This window comes from Bacillus sp. FJAT-25509 (assembly GCF_001420605.1).
Taxonomy (GTDB): domain Bacteria; phylum Bacillota; class Bacilli; order Bacillales; family Bacillaceae_G; genus Gottfriedia.
On the sequence record NZ_LJIZ01000032.1, the window covers coordinates 1 to 16,491 of the forward strand.

Here is a 16,491-nt window from a genome sequence, read left to right on the forward strand (position 1 = left end):
ATTTAAAATGATAAAAGCACATCAATTCATTGAGTGCTTTCAATGTTTTAAAACTAAACCTTATGCAACTAAAGCATACTATAGTTGCATAAGCGTTCCAAAAAGTTGTCTAATAGACAGCATCTTTTTTATTTCAAATATCAACATTTTAAGTTAACAGAGCCTTGAATTAAAAAAGAATGTCTAATTAGACATTCTTAGGGGATTCTTAATTTGATAAATTTAACTACGTAACTTTCTACTTTTTGAACTTACAAGTTCCACCATCTGTCACTACGACGACCATTATTATCGCGTCTTTCATTGTCGCAACGATCTACTGCGCGACAGAATTCTTCTTGATTAACCGTGATTTTCGCATTAAATGTAACCTCGTTATTTCTTCTATTATTTCTATTATTATTTCTTTCGTCATTTCTATTATTATTTCTTTCGTTATTACAATTGCAACTCATTATAACACTACCTTTTCCTTTAATTTAATCTCGATATCTTATGATTGGACAAGCAAAATGATATGGACAAGTGTTTGATTTTAATAAAAATATGATGCAATTCCATGGATTTATTTAGCATTGGAAAAAACGGCTAAATAGGGGTTTGGAGTTTAATTTTAAATTTACGAAAAAGGAAGTCGCTCAAGAGAGGGGCTTCTTTTTTTTGTACATGAAAAGAGTCTTCTTTTTATATAGCTTTCATAAATATATATGGATTAAAAAATATATTTCGTCCAATAAATCATGTGAAATTAATCGCATGATTTTCTTTAAAAATGTTTCTATATACAAAAAAAGTAAGGCGAGCTTCTAACTACTTTAAATAATGTAAGGTTTAATTAGTTTATTTTAATTGGAGGTAATGGCGAATGTTAGGTGCAATCGAAGCAGGTGGAACAAAGTTTGTTTGTGCAATAGGAGATGAAAATGGCAATTTAATTGAGCGTATTCAATTTCCAACAACTGTGCCAGAAGAAACGATTTCACAAGTAATCGAATTTTTTAAGAACTATCCCATAGAAGCAATTGGTATTGGATCATTTGGGCCGATCGATGTGAACGAAGCGAGCTCTACTTACGGATCGATTACATCAACTCCTAAAATGGCTTGGCAAGGCTTTCCTTTTGTACAAGCTATAAAGCAGCATTTTTCTGTTCCAATTGGTTTTAATACGGATGTAAATGCTGCTGCCCTAGGTGAAGCTACCTTTGGTGCAGCAAAAGGGTTAGATAGCTGTTTATATATAACAATTGGTACAGGTATAGGAGCTGGAGCTGTCGTAAATGGTCATTTACTTCAAGGCATCACACACCCTGAAATGGGACATATATTAGTGAGACGTCATCCGAATGATGAGTTTGTAGGGAACTGTCCATACCATCGTGATTGCTTAGAAGGCTTAGCATCAGGACCTGCAATTGAAGCGCGATGGGGGGAAATAGGTTCAAATCTAATCAATCGAAAAGAGGTTTGGGATTTAGAAGGATATTACATTGCCCAAGCACTTATGCAATACATATTAATTCTTTCGCCTAAGAAAATCATTCTTGGTGGAGGCGTAATGAGTCAAATGCAAGTTTTTGAAAGTGTTTACAAATATTTAAATGAGCTAGTTTGTGATTATGTTAGTTTACCAGAGTTGAATGAGTATATTGTACCACCTGGTTTAGGTAATAACTCTGGAATTATTGGTGCTCTCATGCTTGCCCAAAATGCATTAAATAAAAATGCACTAGTTTAAATAGCATATAGGAGGAAATTAGCATGCAACCTTTATTTTTAAAACCAGTATTTAAAGAACGAATTTGGGGTGGGACAGCTTTAAAATCAGATTTTAACTATAACATACCAAATGAAAATACAGGTGAATGCTGGGCAATCTCAGCTCATCCTAATGGGGCGTCAATTATTGAAAATGGCCCATTTGCAGGTATTGCATTAAATGAATTATGGAAAAAGCAACCGGAATTATTTGGTCATCCAAAGGAAGAAGTTTTCCCACTATTAACGAAAATATTAGATGCTAATATGGATTTATCTGTTCAAGTACATCCTGAAGATTCTTATGCAAAAGTTAATGAAAATGGTGATCTCGGAAAAACAGAATGCTGGTATATTCTTGACTGTAAAGAAGACGCACATATGATATTTGGCCATAATGCCAAAACAAAAGAAGAACTAATTAGCCAAATTAAAGAAGGTGAATGGTCAGATTTACTTCGCCGAGTAAAGATTAAGCCAGGTGATTTTTTCTATGTCCCAAGTGGAACCATTCATGCATTATGTGAAGGAACTCTCGTATTAGAAACACAACAAAGCTCTGATACAACTTATCGGGTATACGATTATGATCGAAAAGACCATGAAGGAAATTTAAGAGAGCTTCATTTAAATAAAGCAATCGATGTAACAACAGTTCCTCATCAAGAAACAAAAGTGGAATTAAAGTCGGAAGAAAAAGAAAATATAAAGATTAATACATTTGTAGATTCGGAATTTTTCACTGTATATAAATGGGATGTTACTGGAAAAGCTTATTTAACCTATAATGATCAATATTTACTTTTAAGTGTAATAAACGGTAAAGGAAAACTGATCCATAGCGGAGAAGAATATACTTTATCAAAAGGCTCGAACTTCATTATTCCTGTTGGATTTGGGGAATTTGTTTTAGATGGAGATTGTGAAATAATTGTTTCGCATACTTAAGAATTAAGGCATTCCATCAGAAGGTTTTCAGACTGAATGCAAGCGCTTGCTTTGTGAGGTAAATGAGTACCGCAGGCAGAAAAGAAAGCGGGCGTTTGTTAACAAAATAAAGGCAGCCTAATAGCTGCCTGCCTTTGCCTTTTAAAATTCAACTTCACTAGTAGTTTTAGGATTAGCTAACCAGCGCAATGTCTGATTATGGTGCTTAATAATTTGCTCAGCCGTAAGCTCATCTGAATTCCATGTACTATGAGCATCCGTTACAAGTGTAACCTCATAGCCATTTCCAAAGGCGTTTCTAGTCGTTGTATCAACACAGATTTCTGTTTGAATTCCCGCCATTACTAAATGATTAATTTCCTGCTTTGTCAGCTCTTCTTTTAAACTCGTCTTAAAAAAAGAGTCTGGTGTTGTTTTATGTATAATGATATCTCCATCAATTGGAGCAATATCTGACTGAATTTCCCAACCAGGTGTACCGTATTCAAGTGGAGAACCTTCTTCGGAATGTTGTATATAAAATATTGGCGTATTCGTAGCCCTTGCTTTATCGATCAATTTGTTTAGATTATTTAATAACGTTTCCCCGTTATATACGGGATTAGATTCGGAGAACATAAAAGCCTGCACATCAATTACTAAAAGAGCTGTATTTCTCATTTATAAATCTCCCCTTTGAAAAATGGATATTTTTTACACCTTATAGTAGAAAATATATCATTATTAACAGTAGAGGAGAAGGGTATTTTCAGAAAATTTCTGCTTGTTGTAATTATAAACTATTTTCCGGACAGTTGGATACCGTGCCAACTGCTTACATCACATTGGCCAAATTCATTACTACCTGCAGCAACAACCGTGCCATCTGATTTAAGTCCGAGAGTATGTGTGCAACCCGCCGAAATCGCTACAATATCGAACCAGTCACTTACATTACATTGGTCATGCCTATTCAAACCTGTACCAATAACAGAGCCGTCTGATTTTAGTCCAATCGTATGATTACTACCCGCCGAAATCGCTACAATGTCTTGCCATTCGCTTACATCGCATTGACCATCTTTATTCAATCCCACAGCAACAACCGTGCCGTTCGATTTAAGCCCGACGGTATGAAGATAACCCGCTGAAACCGCCACAATATCATGCCAGCCAGTTACTTTACATTGACCATACCGATTGTTACCTACAGTTGTAACTGTGCCATCCGGTTTCAGTCCGACAGTATGCCAATCACCAGCCGCAATCGCCACTATGTTGTGCCAATCACTTACATTGCACTGACCATCGTTGTTTCGACCTACAGCAATAACCGTGCCATCTGATTTAAGCCCGACTGATCGACGCCAACCAGCCGCAATCGCCACAATATCAAACCAGCCACTAACATTGCATTGTTCATGCTTATTCCATCCGACAGCCACAACAGTTCCGTCTGATTTAAGCCCAATGGTATGAGAATTACCTGTGTGAGCGTTACCCGCTGCAACCGCCACAATTTCGCGCCAATCGTTTACTTCTAGTTTGCCATATTGATCATCACCTACAGCTGTAACAGTACCATCTAATTTAAGCCCGACGGTATGACGATAACCAGCTGCTATAGGAGCTTTAGGCCATGTTTTTACTTTTAACTCTGCTTCGTTCGGGGAAGTATGATCCATGTTTTTATCACTCCAATTACTAACAGGATTTAAATCGTAATTCTGACTAAAATCTTTAGATTTAATCATAACTTCTAATCTACAATCTTTAGCCCCATCAATGATGCAAATTGAATGGCTTGATTTGATGAAACTTTACAGCCGTTTAAATTACTAATTGAAACTGTTAATTCATTAAAAGTAGAACTACTAATATCGATACCTTTGAGTGATGTTTGTTCGAAATTTGCTCCATCAATATCACATCTATTAAAATCAACTTTCTTGAATTTACAATCATAAAAATCAGTACTTTTTAGAACAGAGTCACGAAAAATTACTTTTTCTAATTTTGAATCTCCGAAAAGTGACAAATTTAAAACTGAATTTTCAAACTGTACATTTCCAATGCTAGATTCCGTAAAATTTGCGCCTAATAATTTACAATTTTTAAAGACAACTTTGTGGATGGAAGAATTTCTCATATTGCAATTTGATAAATCACAGTCTTCAAAATATACATCAGTCATACTGATATTTTTAAAATCTGAATTCGTGAATTTACAATTCTTGATTACCGCTTTATATAAATATACTCGATCTACAACTTCATTTTCAAAAACAGAGCCAGAGATCTCACACATTCCTAATTCTGGGTCCTCTTCATAAAAAATGTCATAAAAATTTCTAGCTATTAATTCTTTGGGGATAGTAGGTGTATCGATTTTCATAGTGATTCCTCTCTTTAAATAAAAATTCATTAGATTTGCTACTCATTACTATAAAGAACTTTGAGTTTTAAAAAAAGACTTTTAATTTTTTTTAGTCTGTGTCCAAAACCGCTTGTTTTTTTCTCTGTAATTTAAGAAGAGAGTATCATTTCGATTTTGAAAAGCTATTAATCTAAATCTATTAAAACTTCCATATTTATATTAGGATACTTGTCCAATCTACTTCTATTATTTTGAATAAATTATATTAAAATATCAGGAGGTGATTTTATGCATTCAATTCGTCCAGTTGCAAATGCTAGTGTAAATCAAAGACAAGGATCTTTTAATAGATTAGAGAATGCACAAGCAGAGATTCAAAGATTAGTAATTCGTGATGCACACAACATTACAGTTGCTCAGACTGAAGCTCAAGCTTTAGTTTTAGTACAACTTTCTCTAAGTGCTGCAATTGAAGCTGTAATTCTTATTTTTGGTGATGATCCAAGAATTAGTCAACTTCAAAAAGTTGCTCAGTCCTTAGAAAACCTTCAATTACAATCACAATCTGTTTTCATTGAAAAAGCAGATGGAATTGTAGTCACACAAACTGAACTGCAATTTGAAGCTGTCATTCAAGCTGCAATTGCATTATTAGCACAAGTAGTAGCAAAACTCGGCTAATAAAATTTGGAGAAGAAAAGGACAAGCGTATTAAGTCCTAACCTCATATTCAAATAATTTATTAAAAGATTTTTTGCTAGGGTTGATGACTTTTTTTGAAGTTAATGGTAGTCTTCCGTCTTCAAAGAAAGTTAACCTGATTTTGATTTTAATACCATCTATTTTTATCAATCCGACAAAAATAGATGGTATTTTAGTGTTCATCTATCATTAATTATTAAAAATAAAACAAAAGTATCGCTTCACGCTATATACTCTTTGTTTTAAAATAGTAGAAATAATAAAAATTTTAATAAGGGGTAAGGTAGATGGATATTACAACAACTGAAGTAAACGGACAACTAATTGCAATCGCCAATGCAGATTCAGTAATACTTATTGATGAACAAAGTGCTTTAGATCTGATTATGACAATAAGTTATGATCATAAAAGTAATCGTATAGCACTTAACAAAGAGGCGATTTCAGAAGATTTTTTCAATCTTAGTACGAAACTTGCTGGTGCGGTGCTTCAAAAGTTCGTTAACTACAATATTAAGTTTGCGATTATAGGTGACTTTTCTAGTTATACAAGTAAGGCTCTAAAAGATTTCATTTATGAGTGTAATAAAGGGAATAATGTATTTTTTGTTTCATCAGAACAAGAAGCAATTGATAAATTATCTAATGCAAAATAATCACTCCTTTTGACAAAAGATAAAATAATCACTCCTTTTGACAAAAGATAAAATGATCATCGTTATTCCAAACGTGGAGATGATCCGCACGATATCCGCGAAGCCATAGTACACCATTAATCCGTCTAATGTAAAAACCTTTCGGAAAATCTTCATCTTCAGATAATGCCTCAGATGCAATTGTAATTGAACCGGATGGAGCTTGATGTTGCTTTACAGAATTCCCTATAAAACCTTCTGGTTGATCTAAATATGATAGTCTTATGTAAGGTCCTAGCTCAAGAGGGCACAATTCCAAATTCAGTTCCTTTGCTTTTTTATAAATTTGAGGTGTTGTTGCCCCTTCTAAAAATCCAAGATCGCCAACCGTTAGTTCAACCGTTTGAAGGCTGTACTTTGTATTTGATACAGGAAAGTGATCATCTTTTAATAGCATCTCACCATATTCATTCATCGAGATAGAGGATTGTTGTAATTTCTCGATTAATTGAGATTTCGTAAGTCCACCAACATCTACTACTCTAGTAATAAATGGACAATTAGGGTATATTTTTTCATTTTCAATATGCATTTGTGTTCACTCCTACTACATATTTATTGTGCTTAAAATATTCTATAGTTCTATTTAAATTTCCTTGTTAAACTAAGAGATAATAATAGGTCATGATTTTTTTGATGAACAAATGAGTAAAAAATTTATAGATATTGGAGTTGAATGATGATGAAAACAATTGGGCTGATTGGTGGTATGAGTTGGGAGTCTTCATTACTGTATTATCAAATTATGAACGAACGCGTGAAAGAAAAGCTTGGCGGTCATCATTCCGCAAAAAGCTTACTGTATTCAGTCGATTTTCAAGAAATTAAAACGCTCCAGTTTGAGGATCGATGGGATGAGTTAACGAAAATTATGATTGAAGTTGCTAAAAAGCTGGAGAGTTGTGGAGCAGAATGTCTTGTAATTTGTACGAATACAATGCATAAGATGGCAAAAGAAGTTGAAGAATCGGTCAAAATTCCTTTATTACATATTGCTGATGCAACTGCTAAAGAAATTGTAAATAGTGGAATTAAAAAAGTTGCCTTGTTAGGGACTGCATTCACAATGGAGCATGATTTTTATAAAGGAAGATTAATTGAACAGTTTGGTTTAGATGTTATTGTCCCAAATGAAGATGAAAGAAAACTTGTACATAATATTATTTATGAGGAACTTTGTCTTGGAATTGTGAAAGAGGAATCTAAGCAAGTTTATTTGAACATAATCGATCATTTAATTGGACAAGGAGCTGAAGCTGTTATTCTCGGTTGTACTGAAATAACGATGTTAATCTCTCAGGAAAATTGCAGTATTCCTGTCTTTGATACGACAAGAATTCATGCTGAAAGTGCTGTAGATTTTGCTTTAGGTATTAAATAATAAAAGAAACCCACAAGGTATTAAATATTTCCTTGTGGGTTTTTATATTTTACAAACACTGTACTAATTAAAGCGGGGAGTATAGTAATTAACCTTCAATAGGGAAATCGTTGTTTGTTTGAGCAAGTGTTTTCTCTTTCCGAATCATGAATAAATTGAAGACAATATAATAAGCAAACATGATTAGCATTAGCCCAGCAGACCATCCAGAAGCCATACTTTGTAATTTGTTAGTTAAATCATCATTTTGTAATCCATTTAGTTTTTCAATTGAATAAATATCATAAATTCGATAAACCAAGCGACCGAAGAATAGTAGAGTAACAGTACCGCTAATCCAAATATTTGTATGATAGAACCATGCTCCATTTCTATTTTCATAATTTGTTTTAATTGTAGCGAAATAAGCAAGCCCAATGCCAATTAAAATACCAATCACATCTGATGTTAAAATAATTGGTTTTATACCACCTTGAAATAGTATTAATGCGCCAATTAAAAAGAAGATAACTGTACTTATACGCATTCTCTTCTTATTCAATTGCTGCCATCCGATATTTCGACGGATTCTTTTAAAGATGCGATAAACTAAAAGTAAAATAATGATTCCGATAAAAATATATTGTTGATTCATTGTTTTTCTCCTTAATTTGTATTGTATGTTCATATGATATTCTTTTATTTATTTTGAATCGACTTCTATTTGATAGAAATTCATTCATAAAGTCTATAACTAGAGATAGAGGAAAACAGGAAGAATATTGATTAAAATTAAGAGTGAATCTTTTAAAAGGTAAATGAGAGGAGTAAGTTTATTTTGAATAAGAACAATGTCTTCTTATTAAGACCAATTATAGGTGCCACTATTATTTTAATTTTCATGAGCACAGGGAAATTATTTAGTGGACCACCTCTTAAAACGGCACTTTATTTAACGATTTGGGTTACTTTAACTTGTATTTTATTGATACCTAAAGATAAATGGTCGAATGCAAATTTAGTTATTGCGTTTAGTATTATGGTGATTGAAGCATTGGTCGGATTAATTTTGTTTAAAGAAATAAATGTTTTGTATTTTTTAGCTTTTATGTTTCATGTAACGATTATCAGGTCATCTTTATCGAGGACTCCGATTACATCCATAATCGTTATGATCGTCATTGCTTTAATCTATACGCGATTCGGACACCAAGATTTATTAAACGTTTTAACCTATATTTTAATCTCAATTATTATTTATTTAAATATTCGAAGTAGAATGCAGCGAAATGAAATGTATGCATTGAATAAACAACATGTCGTTAATTTAGAAAAAGCATATAGTCAGCTACAAGAAGCGTCTTCTACTGTTATGCAAAATGGAATTTTAGAAGAGAGAAATCGAATTGCCAGGGATATTCATGATGCTGTGGGACATAGTTTAACTTCCATTATCGTTCAAATGCAAGCTGTACAATATATGATAAAAAAAGATCCAAATCAAGCCGAACAAAGTTTAAAGGATATGTTAGTAGTTGCTCGAAAAGGTTTAGATGATATACGTAAATCGGTTCATTCACTTGCCGATGATCTTCCTCAATCTGCAATTGGCACATTAGAAACTTTACTGACACATATGGAATCCTCATCTTCTATTCAATATTCCTTCATAGCGGAGATAGGTGATGTTGAATTAGATGTCGAGGTATACAAAATACTGTTTAGAATTTTACAAGAATCAATTACAAATGTTATACGGCATTCTCAAGCTACAAAATTAGATGTTGTACTGCGAAAGGAATCTAAAGGCATCAATATGACTATTAGGGATAATGGGGATTTAGAAGATGCTCAAAAAATTAGTGAAGGATTTGGATTAAAATCAATGAGAGAAAGACTAGAGAAAATGAATGGTAGTCTTTCCTATTCAGTTATTTTTCCACATGGCTTTGAAATTGTTGCAAAAATACCTTTGTGACGAAGGGAAGAGTGAGAAAATATGTCATATGAAAAAATAAAGGTCTTACTAGTTGATGACCAAACGATGATTAGGCAAGGCTTTAGTTATGTAATCAATCTACAAGATGATATGAACTTAATTGGTGAGGCATCTGACGGAATAGAAGCAATCAAGTTAGCAAAAGAAAAACGCCCAGATGTCATATTGATGGATATACAAATGCCTTGTCTTTCGGGTATTGATGCTACAAAAGAAATAATGAAACAATTACCTACGACGAAAATTGTTATTTTAACTACATTTGATGATCAAGAATATATTTACCAAGGAATTCGATCGGGAGCAATAGGATTTTTATTAAAGGATGCTGAAGTTGAGGAAATGCTTGATGCGATTCGCTCAGCCTATCGAGGTGAAGCTATTTTTAAAACAACTCTTGCAGCAAATGCACTTTCTAGAGCGATTGTTTCTGGATTTTCAGTCCCAGGTAAAAAAGGAGAATCAATGCTAATCGAAAAACTAACGGATCGTGAACAAGAAATCCTCCAGGAAATGGCCTATGGACTTCGAAATGATCAAATCGGTAAGAAATTATTTATAACAGAAGGTACTGTTAAATCACATGTCCATCGTATATTACAAAAATTTGGTTGTGAAGATCGAACACAAGTAGTCGTAACGGCGCTTAGGAATGGAATGGTGAAGTAAGAAGGATTTAGGAAAGTAAATAAAAAGTAGATGTTATTTCTATCTGAAATAACACCTACTTTATTTGGACCGAAATCTACATAAATGAAATTTTTCATAATGGCTTGTATTACTTTTAAAATCAATTCGGAGGAAAAAGTGGAAAGGGTAGTTTAGGAAAGATGTTTCGAATTGAATTGTGCTAATTTTAGATTAAATTTAGGGCTAGAAGAAATTATTGGGATGACTTTATACTCAGTAATAAAATGTTGTAGAAGATCTTCTTTATATAGACTCGGTAATAAATGTGATCATAAAATACATCTAATTAAATAGATATAATATTAAATGGTAGAAAGGAAGAGTTTGTTCTAGTCGATGACCTATTTTGTACAAGATTTTTTATGATAAAAAAAGAGGAAAATAAAAAAAAACTACGAACTATTATTATTATTAATTAATTCAGTTAATCGAAGTACTTCTTCATAAAAAATTGGATATGTATTTTATTAAGTATGTTTGTTAACAATACAGAAATTAAATAAAATTTACTAAAGAGGTGTATTCAATGAGCGTCCATGACCCAAACGAATTTGATGAATTGATCCCAAATGATACCGATTTAAATTTTATTAAGAAGTTTCCAGAAGTTGAAGAAGCGATTGGAATTGATGAAATTCTGAAGTGGTTAGAAGATTAACAAAATCAGATAATTTGAAAATAAAAAAGTACTTTCTAAATTTTTAGAAGGTGCTTTTTTTCATTTTCAATTAATTTAGAATAAACCTAGTCAAAGAGGATGATTTTTTTTGATTGCAGTTTGATTATTTCGGAATATAAATGACTGATGTTTTAAGCTTTGGTTATAAAAAATTGATAAAAGCGAACGGAAAAGCAATAGGAAAAAAGTTAGGTAGAAAATTTAGTGAATAAATAGTAAGAACCAATGCAAGAGAGAGTATTTTGCTACTTTCATTTTTAATTTAAGTCTTATATTGGATTAAGAGCATGTAATTTTACCTATAGTATGATCTATTGAAAGGTATTGCTTTCCTATATATAGAAGTAGTCTAAGTGAACAATTTGTAAGGGCTTTCATTTTAGGTTTTTGCTTTAATTAACGTTTGATCAATACGCACTTAATTAAGGAGGCTAATTAGAAATGAAGAAAAATCAGTTTGATACAAAGTTGATTCACGAAGGCTACAAAACTAGTGAGTATCACGGGAGTTTAACTCCTCCATTATTTCATACGTCTACCTATACATTTCCAACTGCACAACATGGAGAACAGTCCTTTGCCGGAGAGAAAGATGATTTTATTTACTCAAGATTAGGAAATCCAACCGTTCAAATTTTGGAAGAACGAATGGCTGCGTTAGAAGAAGGAGAGGTAGCGTTAGCATTTGGCTCTGGAATGGCTGCTGTATCTGCTACAATTTTCTCGTTAATTAGCACTGGCGATCATATTTTATGTTCAAAAGGCATATACGGATGTACGTATGGATTTTTAGAAATGTTGGAGAGTAAATTTGGAATTGAACATAACTTTTGTGAAATGGATACTGAAGAAGAAATCCATAACTTAATCCAAGAAAACACGAAAGTTATATTTATTGAAACACCGATCAACCCTACAATGAAAGTCATTGATATTGAAATGGTTGTCGAAGTTGCGAAAAATAATAATATTACAGTAGTAGTTGATAATACTTTTTGCTCACCTTATTTACAAAAGCCATTAACACTAGGCTGTGACATTGTGCTACATAGTGCAACGAAATATATTAGTGGTCATGGTGATGTAGTTGCAGGAATTGTTGTTTGTAAAACAAAAGAGCTAGCTGATCGAATGACCCCTATCCGAAAAGACATAGGTGCGATTATGTCACCATTTGATGCATGGCTGTTGCTTCGAGGATTAAAGACATTAGCAGTTCGAATGGACCGTCAATGTGAAAATGCAAAAAAGGTCGTTTCATTTTTACAATCGCATCCAATGATAAAGGAAGTATTCTACCCTGGAGACTTTAAAAATCAAAATTATTTTATTGCTAGTAAGCAAATGAAAAAAGGTGGGGGAGTCTTCGCATTTACATTTGACGGGACAAAGGAAGAAACTCAGGAATTTATTAACCATTTAGACATGATAAAAATAGCGGTAAGTCTAGGGGATACAGAAACATTAGTTCAGCATCCAGCGACGATGACACATGCAGTCGTTCCAAAAGAGTTACGAGAAAAAATGGGCATAACAGAAAATATGCTACGCATGTCAGTCGGGTTAGAAGCATGGGAAGATATTGTAGCTGACTTACAACAAGCTTTACTTAAATCTAATAGCAATACAGTATGTTAATCTTGATTTGATAAAAAAGTACTTTCTAATTTTTTCTTAGAAAGTACTTTTTATTTTAGCTCTAAAATTTAAATGGATAATTAACAATATCATTAACCCCCATAAATTTGATACTACATTTTAAGAAACAAATATTACACATCGAAACGTCAATTTCATTAGTTAAAAAACTTTATAGGACGAGCAGTCTTGCAAAAGGAAGATTTTTATGATTATTGACATAAATAGGGGGTATATCTAGTCAAAATCGTAATAATTATATAACAATGTCGATATGAAATTGTATGTTTGCTTTGATTTTTTGGCTAAATTGACTGCTTAGACTAAACGATTCACTTTAAGGCACTAGTTTATGGTGAAAAGTAGCCCGTAATACGGATAGCAGTATAGGTATATTTCTAGTTTAATTGCATTTTTCATACTTTTAATTGCAGTTCTAGAATTTTTAATTGCGATTCCGGGATTTTAATTGCAGATTTGCCATTTTTAATTGCGATTCTGGGAATTTAATTGCACTTACTTGAAATTACGATTTAATCCATAACCAAATCAATTAAAAAAAATCCAGCAAGTCCCCATAAAAATGGACCACTAGATTTTTAAACAAAACCTACTTATTCAAAGAATCAATAATCGGATAAAGCTCTTCTAAATGAGTAATTTCATATGTAGGTACAACTTCATTTCGTTCCTTATGATGCCTATTAATCCACACGTTTTTCATTCCAATTCTGCTTGAGCCTAAAATATCTGTCATAAGATTATCTCCGACCATAATGACCTCTTCTTTTGAAAGTTCCATTAATGATAAGGCATGTTCAAAAATACTTGGGTCAGGTTTACCTTTTCCGAAGTCTCCAGAAATTAGTATTTGATCAAAATACTCTTTAATCTTTGGTGTAATTGAAAGCTTCGTATGTTGCAAATCAGGAGAGCCGTTTGTTAGTAAGAGCAGTTTATATTGTTCATTTAATCGATCTAGCACATCAAATGTTTCATCGTATACAAAAGGGTTTCCTTTTCGTTCTTCAGGGAATGTTTCGGCTAATAAATGACCAAATTCTGGATCATCTATTCCAAATGCTTTTAAGCCAAGCGTCCATGCATTTTTTCGATAGGCAGGAGAATTCGCCTTCATTTTTGGAAATTGATCATGATCATCTAAAAAATTCCCCCATAGTCCTTCGAATGGATTGATGCCAATTAATTTTGTGAATTCGTATGTATCGTATGATTCATAAAGCTTTCTAGCCGAATCACGAACGGCATTTTCAAATTCAGTTGGGTTAATACCGTATTTTTCTGTAGCTAGTTTACATGTATTTGCAAATGCAACTTGAACACTTTTTTGGTCCCAAAGTAATGTGTCATCCAAATCAAATATGATTCCTTTAATCATAAAAAATAGCCCCTTCCAAATATGAACTGTCTAAATTATCCACTATCGTACTAGGAAAATATGAATTAGTAAATAGAAAGCTACTAAAATTTTACTTTTTTTTAGATACATTTAATGATTATTTATTTTAAATTAATAATTTAGTACAAATGACGATTAAATGGAATATAATACCTTGTTGATTTTGTTTTAATTAATGATGAAAAGAGTGAGTATATGTCATTTGAGGATTTTGTAAACTGTCATTCAATGCAAATTAACTCGAAGGCGGTCTTTGATAAACAAAATAAATTAATGCGATATTCGCTTACAAGAACTTGGGATGAATCGAAAAAGAAAGCTACGCTTGTATTACTTAATCCTTGTCGAGCAGATCATCTAAAGAGTGATTATATATTGGCGAGATGTCTTAACTTTTTTATAGATTATAAGAAAGGTAACTTCGGCTCGTTAGAACTAGTAAATCTTTTTGCATTAATGGAACCGGATTCAACAAAGCTAAAAGGGAAAGAATGCGAAGTTGGCGAACATAACGATGAAGCAATAAAATTAGCGATTAGTAACGCAGACATTATTATAGTAGCTTGGGGTTCAAGTAAACGATTTAAGTGGCGAATAAAAGAAGTTCTAGACCTGCTAGAACCTTATAAAGATAAATTATTTAATTTTTGTGATGACTCAAATCGGAAAGATATATTGATTCACCCAGTTATTTTAGCGGAACGACATTGGTTAGAAAAATTAAATTTTGAAGCACTTTACGAATGGACTACAAAAGATTAATCTTAATGATATTTCTGAAGGCAACTCATTTTGGGTTGTTTTTTTTATTGCTTGAAAATTCAAATACTTATATTTGTAAAAATTGTTATAATAAATTGAGCATATAGTTTTAGTTCAAGGTAGAAAGCTACCTCTTAAACTAAATACTAAACTTTACTAAAATTGCAGACTTCTTAGAAACTCAATTATTACTTGAGTCCATTTTCCATTAATTCAAGTAACACTTGATTTTAACTATTCAATTAACTAGATACAATGAAATTAACTTTTAAATAGAGGTGATATAAATGTTTGATATGAAAAAAGTAGGTAGACAAATCGCTCAATTAAGAAAAGCAAACAAGATTACACAGATGAAGCTAGCTGATCAATTAGGTGTTAGCTTTCAAGCAATTAGTAATTGGGAACGAGGAGAGACAATGCCTGATATTTCTAAATTACCTGAGCTTGCAGAAATTTTTAATGTAAGTATTGATGAAATTTTAGGAAATGAAAAAGGCGTTAAATTGATCAATAATTTAATTGAAAAAGATAATACGGATTCTTCAATTGAGTTAGAAGTTGAAAAAGAAGAATTTTTAAATGTTGCACCGATTCTTAATATCGATCAAGCAGACATCGTTTTTAGAAATGTTGAGAATCACCTTACAATTACTGATACATCGGATATTGCTCCCTTTGTTAGTGAAGATCTAATTGATGAATGTGCAAAGAAGGAATTTGATTCGAATGGAATCAAAGAATTATCACGCATGGCACCTTATATTAGTAATGATGTAATTGATGAATTTGCGGAGAAAGAGTTTGAGTCAAATGGAATTGAAGAATTAACTTGGGTTGCACCGTTTATTAGTACAGAATTAATGGACGAATTAGCGAAGAAAGAGTTTGAAACGAATGGTATAAAAGCTTTAACAACTTTGGCACCATTCATCAGCGAAGAAGTAATGAATGAATGCGCAAAGAAAGAGTTTGAAACAAGTGGTATAAAAGGATTAACTCAGGTGGCACCATTTATCAGTAACGAAATCATTGATGAATGTGCAAAGAAAGAGTTTGAAACAAATGGTATAAAAGGATTAACTCAAGTAGCACCATTTATTAGCGATGAGATCATCGATGAGCTTGCAATGAAAGAGTTTGAGCTAAATGGCATAAAAGAAATAACATCAATGGCAGCATTTATCGGTGACGAAATAATCGATGAATGTGCAAAGAAAGAGTTTGAAACAAATGGTATAAAAGGACTAGCTCAGGTGGCACCATTTATCAGTGATGAAATAATAAATGAATGCACAAGAAAGAGTTATGAATTAAATGGGATTAAGTCATTAGCACCGATTTGTCCTTTTATTGAAGGTGACCTACTTAATGAACTTGCTTTAGATGCTATATCAAAACATGGCATTAATGAGATTATTTCAGTGATCCCATTTTTAAATTCAAAAATTGTAAAGAATGCAGTAATTAAATAGCTTTCAAAC

At 32.5% G+C, this 16,491-nt stretch carries 18 protein-coding genes; 11 read left to right on the forward strand and 7 right to left on the reverse strand.

The window, feature by feature from the left end; translation table 11 throughout:
* Nucleotides 1–251: 251 nt before the first annotated feature.
* Complete coding sequence (locus tag AN960_RS24610; RefSeq protein WP_156339729.1) at nucleotides 252–455, reverse strand: hypothetical protein; 204 nt, start codon at nucleotides 453–455, stop codon at nucleotides 252–254.
* Between the two features lie 410 nt (nucleotides 456–865).
* Here AN960_RS24610 and AN960_RS18905 point away from each other — a divergent pair, with 410 nt between their 5' ends.
* Both AN960_RS18905 and manA read left to right on the forward strand, forming a co-directional pair.
* Complete coding sequence (locus AN960_RS18905; RefSeq protein WP_056474818.1) at nucleotides 866–1,738, forward strand: ROK family protein; 873 nt, start codon at nucleotides 866–868, stop codon at nucleotides 1,736–1,738.
* Between the two features lie 23 nt (nucleotides 1,739–1,761).
* Nucleotides 1,762–2,706 carry a mannose-6-phosphate isomerase, class I gene (manA, locus tag AN960_RS18910; RefSeq protein WP_056474819.1) on the forward strand — a complete coding sequence of 315 codons (945 nt, stop codon included), beginning with the start codon at nucleotides 1,762–1,764 and terminating at the stop codon, nucleotides 2,704–2,706.
* Between the two features lie 141 nt (nucleotides 2,707–2,847).
* Here manA and AN960_RS18915 read toward each other — a convergent pair whose 3' ends face one another.
* The 3 genes from AN960_RS18915 to AN960_RS18925 form a co-directional block, all read right to left on the reverse strand.
* Nucleotides 2,848–3,366 carry a cysteine hydrolase family protein gene (locus AN960_RS18915; protein ID WP_056474821.1) on the reverse strand — a complete coding sequence of 173 codons (519 nt, stop codon included), beginning with the start codon at nucleotides 3,364–3,366 and terminating at the stop codon, nucleotides 2,848–2,850.
* 119 nt (nucleotides 3,367–3,485) lie between these two features.
* On the reverse strand, nucleotides 3,486–4,370 hold the full coding sequence (locus tag AN960_RS18920) for an RCC1 domain-containing protein (protein WP_056475623.1): 885 nt from the start codon (nucleotides 4,368–4,370) through the stop codon (nucleotides 3,486–3,488).
* A gap of 74 nt (nucleotides 4,371–4,444) precedes the next feature.
* Complete coding sequence (locus tag AN960_RS18925) at nucleotides 4,445–5,080, reverse strand: pentapeptide repeat-containing protein (protein WP_056474824.1); 636 nt, start codon at nucleotides 5,078–5,080, stop codon at nucleotides 4,445–4,447.
* Between the two features lie 270 nt (nucleotides 5,081–5,350).
* On the opposite strand from AN960_RS18925, the gene AN960_RS18930 reads away from it, so the two are divergent.
* On the forward strand, nucleotides 5,351–5,743 hold the full coding sequence (locus AN960_RS18930; RefSeq protein ID WP_056474827.1) for a spore coat protein: 393 nt from the start codon (nucleotides 5,351–5,353) through the stop codon (nucleotides 5,741–5,743).
* A gap of 308 nt (nucleotides 5,744–6,051) precedes the next feature.
* Complete coding sequence (locus tag AN960_RS18935; protein WP_056474830.1) at nucleotides 6,052–6,420, forward strand: DUF4180 domain-containing protein; 369 nt, start codon at nucleotides 6,052–6,054, stop codon at nucleotides 6,418–6,420.
* Nucleotides 6,421–6,448: 28 nt separating this feature from the next.
* On the opposite strand, the gene AN960_RS18940 is transcribed toward AN960_RS18935, so the two are convergent.
* Nucleotides 6,449–6,991, reverse strand: coding sequence for a hypothetical protein (locus AN960_RS18940; RefSeq protein WP_056474833.1), 543 nt, complete (start codon nucleotides 6,989–6,991; stop codon nucleotides 6,449–6,451).
* A 150-nt stretch (nucleotides 6,992–7,141) separates the two neighbouring features.
* Here AN960_RS18940 and AN960_RS18945 point away from each other — a divergent pair, with 150 nt between their 5' ends.
* Complete coding sequence (locus AN960_RS18945; protein WP_056475625.1) at nucleotides 7,142–7,840, forward strand: aspartate/glutamate racemase family protein; 699 nt, start codon at nucleotides 7,142–7,144, stop codon at nucleotides 7,838–7,840.
* 88 nt (nucleotides 7,841–7,928) lie between these two features.
* On the opposite strand, the gene AN960_RS18950 is transcribed toward AN960_RS18945, so the two are convergent.
* On the reverse strand, nucleotides 7,929–8,474 hold the full coding sequence (locus tag AN960_RS18950) for a CcdC protein domain-containing protein (RefSeq protein ID WP_056474836.1): 546 nt from the start codon (nucleotides 8,472–8,474) through the stop codon (nucleotides 7,929–7,931).
* A gap of 183 nt (nucleotides 8,475–8,657) precedes the next feature.
* On the opposite strand from AN960_RS18950, the gene AN960_RS18955 reads away from it, so the two are divergent.
* The 4 genes from AN960_RS18955 to megL all read left to right on the forward strand — a co-directional run bounded on the left by AN960_RS18955 (nucleotide 8,658) and on the right by megL (nucleotide 12,825).
* Nucleotides 8,658–9,797, forward strand: a complete 1,140-nt coding sequence (locus tag AN960_RS18955; RefSeq protein ID WP_056474840.1) for a sensor histidine kinase — start codon at nucleotides 8,658–8,660, stop codon at nucleotides 9,795–9,797.
* 21 nt (nucleotides 9,798–9,818) lie between these two features.
* Nucleotides 9,819–10,487, forward strand: coding sequence for a response regulator transcription factor (locus AN960_RS18960; RefSeq protein WP_056474841.1), 669 nt, complete (start codon nucleotides 9,819–9,821; stop codon nucleotides 10,485–10,487).
* Nucleotides 10,488–11,034: 547 nt separating this feature from the next.
* The gene (locus AN960_RS25175; protein WP_268875886.1) at nucleotides 11,035–11,166 is read left to right on the forward strand and encodes a hypothetical protein; all 132 of its coding nucleotides are present in this window, start codon (nucleotides 11,035–11,037) and stop codon (nucleotides 11,164–11,166) included.
* 462 nt (nucleotides 11,167–11,628) lie between these two features.
* Nucleotides 11,629–12,825, forward strand: a complete 1,197-nt coding sequence (gene megL, locus AN960_RS18965) for a methionine gamma-lyase (RefSeq protein ID WP_056474842.1) — start codon at nucleotides 11,629–11,631, stop codon at nucleotides 12,823–12,825.
* A 610-nt stretch (nucleotides 12,826–13,435) separates the two neighbouring features.
* Here megL and AN960_RS18970 read toward each other — a convergent pair.
* A complete protein-coding gene (locus AN960_RS18970) occupies nucleotides 13,436–14,224 on the reverse strand; it encodes an HAD family hydrolase (protein WP_056474843.1) in 789 nt (262 codons plus the stop codon).
* 216 nt (nucleotides 14,225–14,440) lie between these two features.
* Between AN960_RS18970 and AN960_RS18975 the strand changes: the two genes are divergently transcribed.
* Both AN960_RS18975 and AN960_RS18980 read left to right on the forward strand, forming a co-directional pair.
* Nucleotides 14,441–15,007: a DUF1643 domain-containing protein gene (locus tag AN960_RS18975; RefSeq protein ID WP_056474845.1), complete on the forward strand. Its 567-nt coding sequence runs from the start codon at nucleotides 14,441–14,443 to the stop codon at nucleotides 15,005–15,007.
* 287 nt (nucleotides 15,008–15,294) lie between these two features.
* Entirely contained in the window at nucleotides 15,295–16,482 is a 1,188-nt protein-coding gene (locus tag AN960_RS18980) for a helix-turn-helix domain-containing protein (RefSeq protein ID WP_056474847.1), read from the forward strand.
* Nucleotides 16,483–16,491: the final 9 nt, after the last annotated feature.

Excerpts from the sequence above, each read along its gene's own strand:
- AN960_RS18915 (WP_056474821.1), bottom strand. The coding sequence starts at position 3,366 with ATGAGAAATACAGCTCTTTTAGTAATTGATGTGCAGGCTTTTATGTTC.
- manA (WP_056474819.1), top strand. The coding sequence starts at position 1,762 with ATGCAACCTTTATTTTTAAAACCAGTATTTAAAGAACGAATTTGGGGT.
- AN960_RS18975 (WP_056474845.1), top strand. The coding sequence starts at position 14,441 with ATGTCATTTGAGGATTTTGTAAACTGTCATTCAATGCAAATTAACTCG.
- AN960_RS18920 (WP_056475623.1), bottom strand. The coding sequence starts at position 4,370 with ATGGATCATACTTCCCCGAACGAAGCAGAGTTAAAAGTAAAAACATGG.
- megL (WP_056474842.1), top strand. The coding sequence starts at position 11,629 with ATGAAGAAAAATCAGTTTGATACAAAGTTGATTCACGAAGGCTACAAA.
- AN960_RS18930 (WP_056474827.1), top strand. The coding sequence starts at position 5,351 with ATGCATTCAATTCGTCCAGTTGCAAATGCTAGTGTAAATCAAAGACAA.
- AN960_RS18925 (WP_056474824.1), bottom strand. The coding sequence starts at position 5,080 with ATGAAAATCGATACACCTACTATCCCCAAAGAATTAATAGCTAGAAAT.
- AN960_RS25175 (WP_268875886.1), top strand. The coding sequence starts at position 11,035 with ATGAGCGTCCATGACCCAAACGAATTTGATGAATTGATCCCAAATGAT.
- AN960_RS18950 (WP_056474836.1), bottom strand. The coding sequence starts at position 8,474 with ATGAATCAACAATATATTTTTATCGGAATCATTATTTTACTTTTAGTT.
- AN960_RS18980 (WP_056474847.1), top strand. The coding sequence starts at position 15,295 with ATGTTTGATATGAAAAAAGTAGGTAGACAAATCGCTCAATTAAGAAAA.
- AN960_RS18970 (WP_056474843.1), bottom strand. The coding sequence starts at position 14,224 with ATGATTAAAGGAATCATATTTGATTTGGATGACACATTACTTTGGGAC.
- AN960_RS18945 (WP_056475625.1), top strand. The coding sequence starts at position 7,142 with ATGAAAACAATTGGGCTGATTGGTGGTATGAGTTGGGAGTCTTCATTA.
- AN960_RS18960 (WP_056474841.1), top strand. The coding sequence starts at position 9,819 with ATGTCATATGAAAAAATAAAGGTCTTACTAGTTGATGACCAAACGATG.
- AN960_RS18940 (WP_056474833.1), bottom strand. The coding sequence starts at position 6,991 with ATGCATATTGAAAATGAAAAAATATACCCTAATTGTCCATTTATTACT.
- AN960_RS18935 (WP_056474830.1), top strand. The coding sequence starts at position 6,052 with ATGGATATTACAACAACTGAAGTAAACGGACAACTAATTGCAATCGCC.
- AN960_RS18905 (WP_056474818.1), top strand. The coding sequence starts at position 866 with ATGTTAGGTGCAATCGAAGCAGGTGGAACAAAGTTTGTTTGTGCAATA.
- AN960_RS24610 (WP_156339729.1), bottom strand. The coding sequence starts at position 455 with ATGAGTTGCAATTGTAATAACGAAAGAAATAATAATAGAAATGACGAA.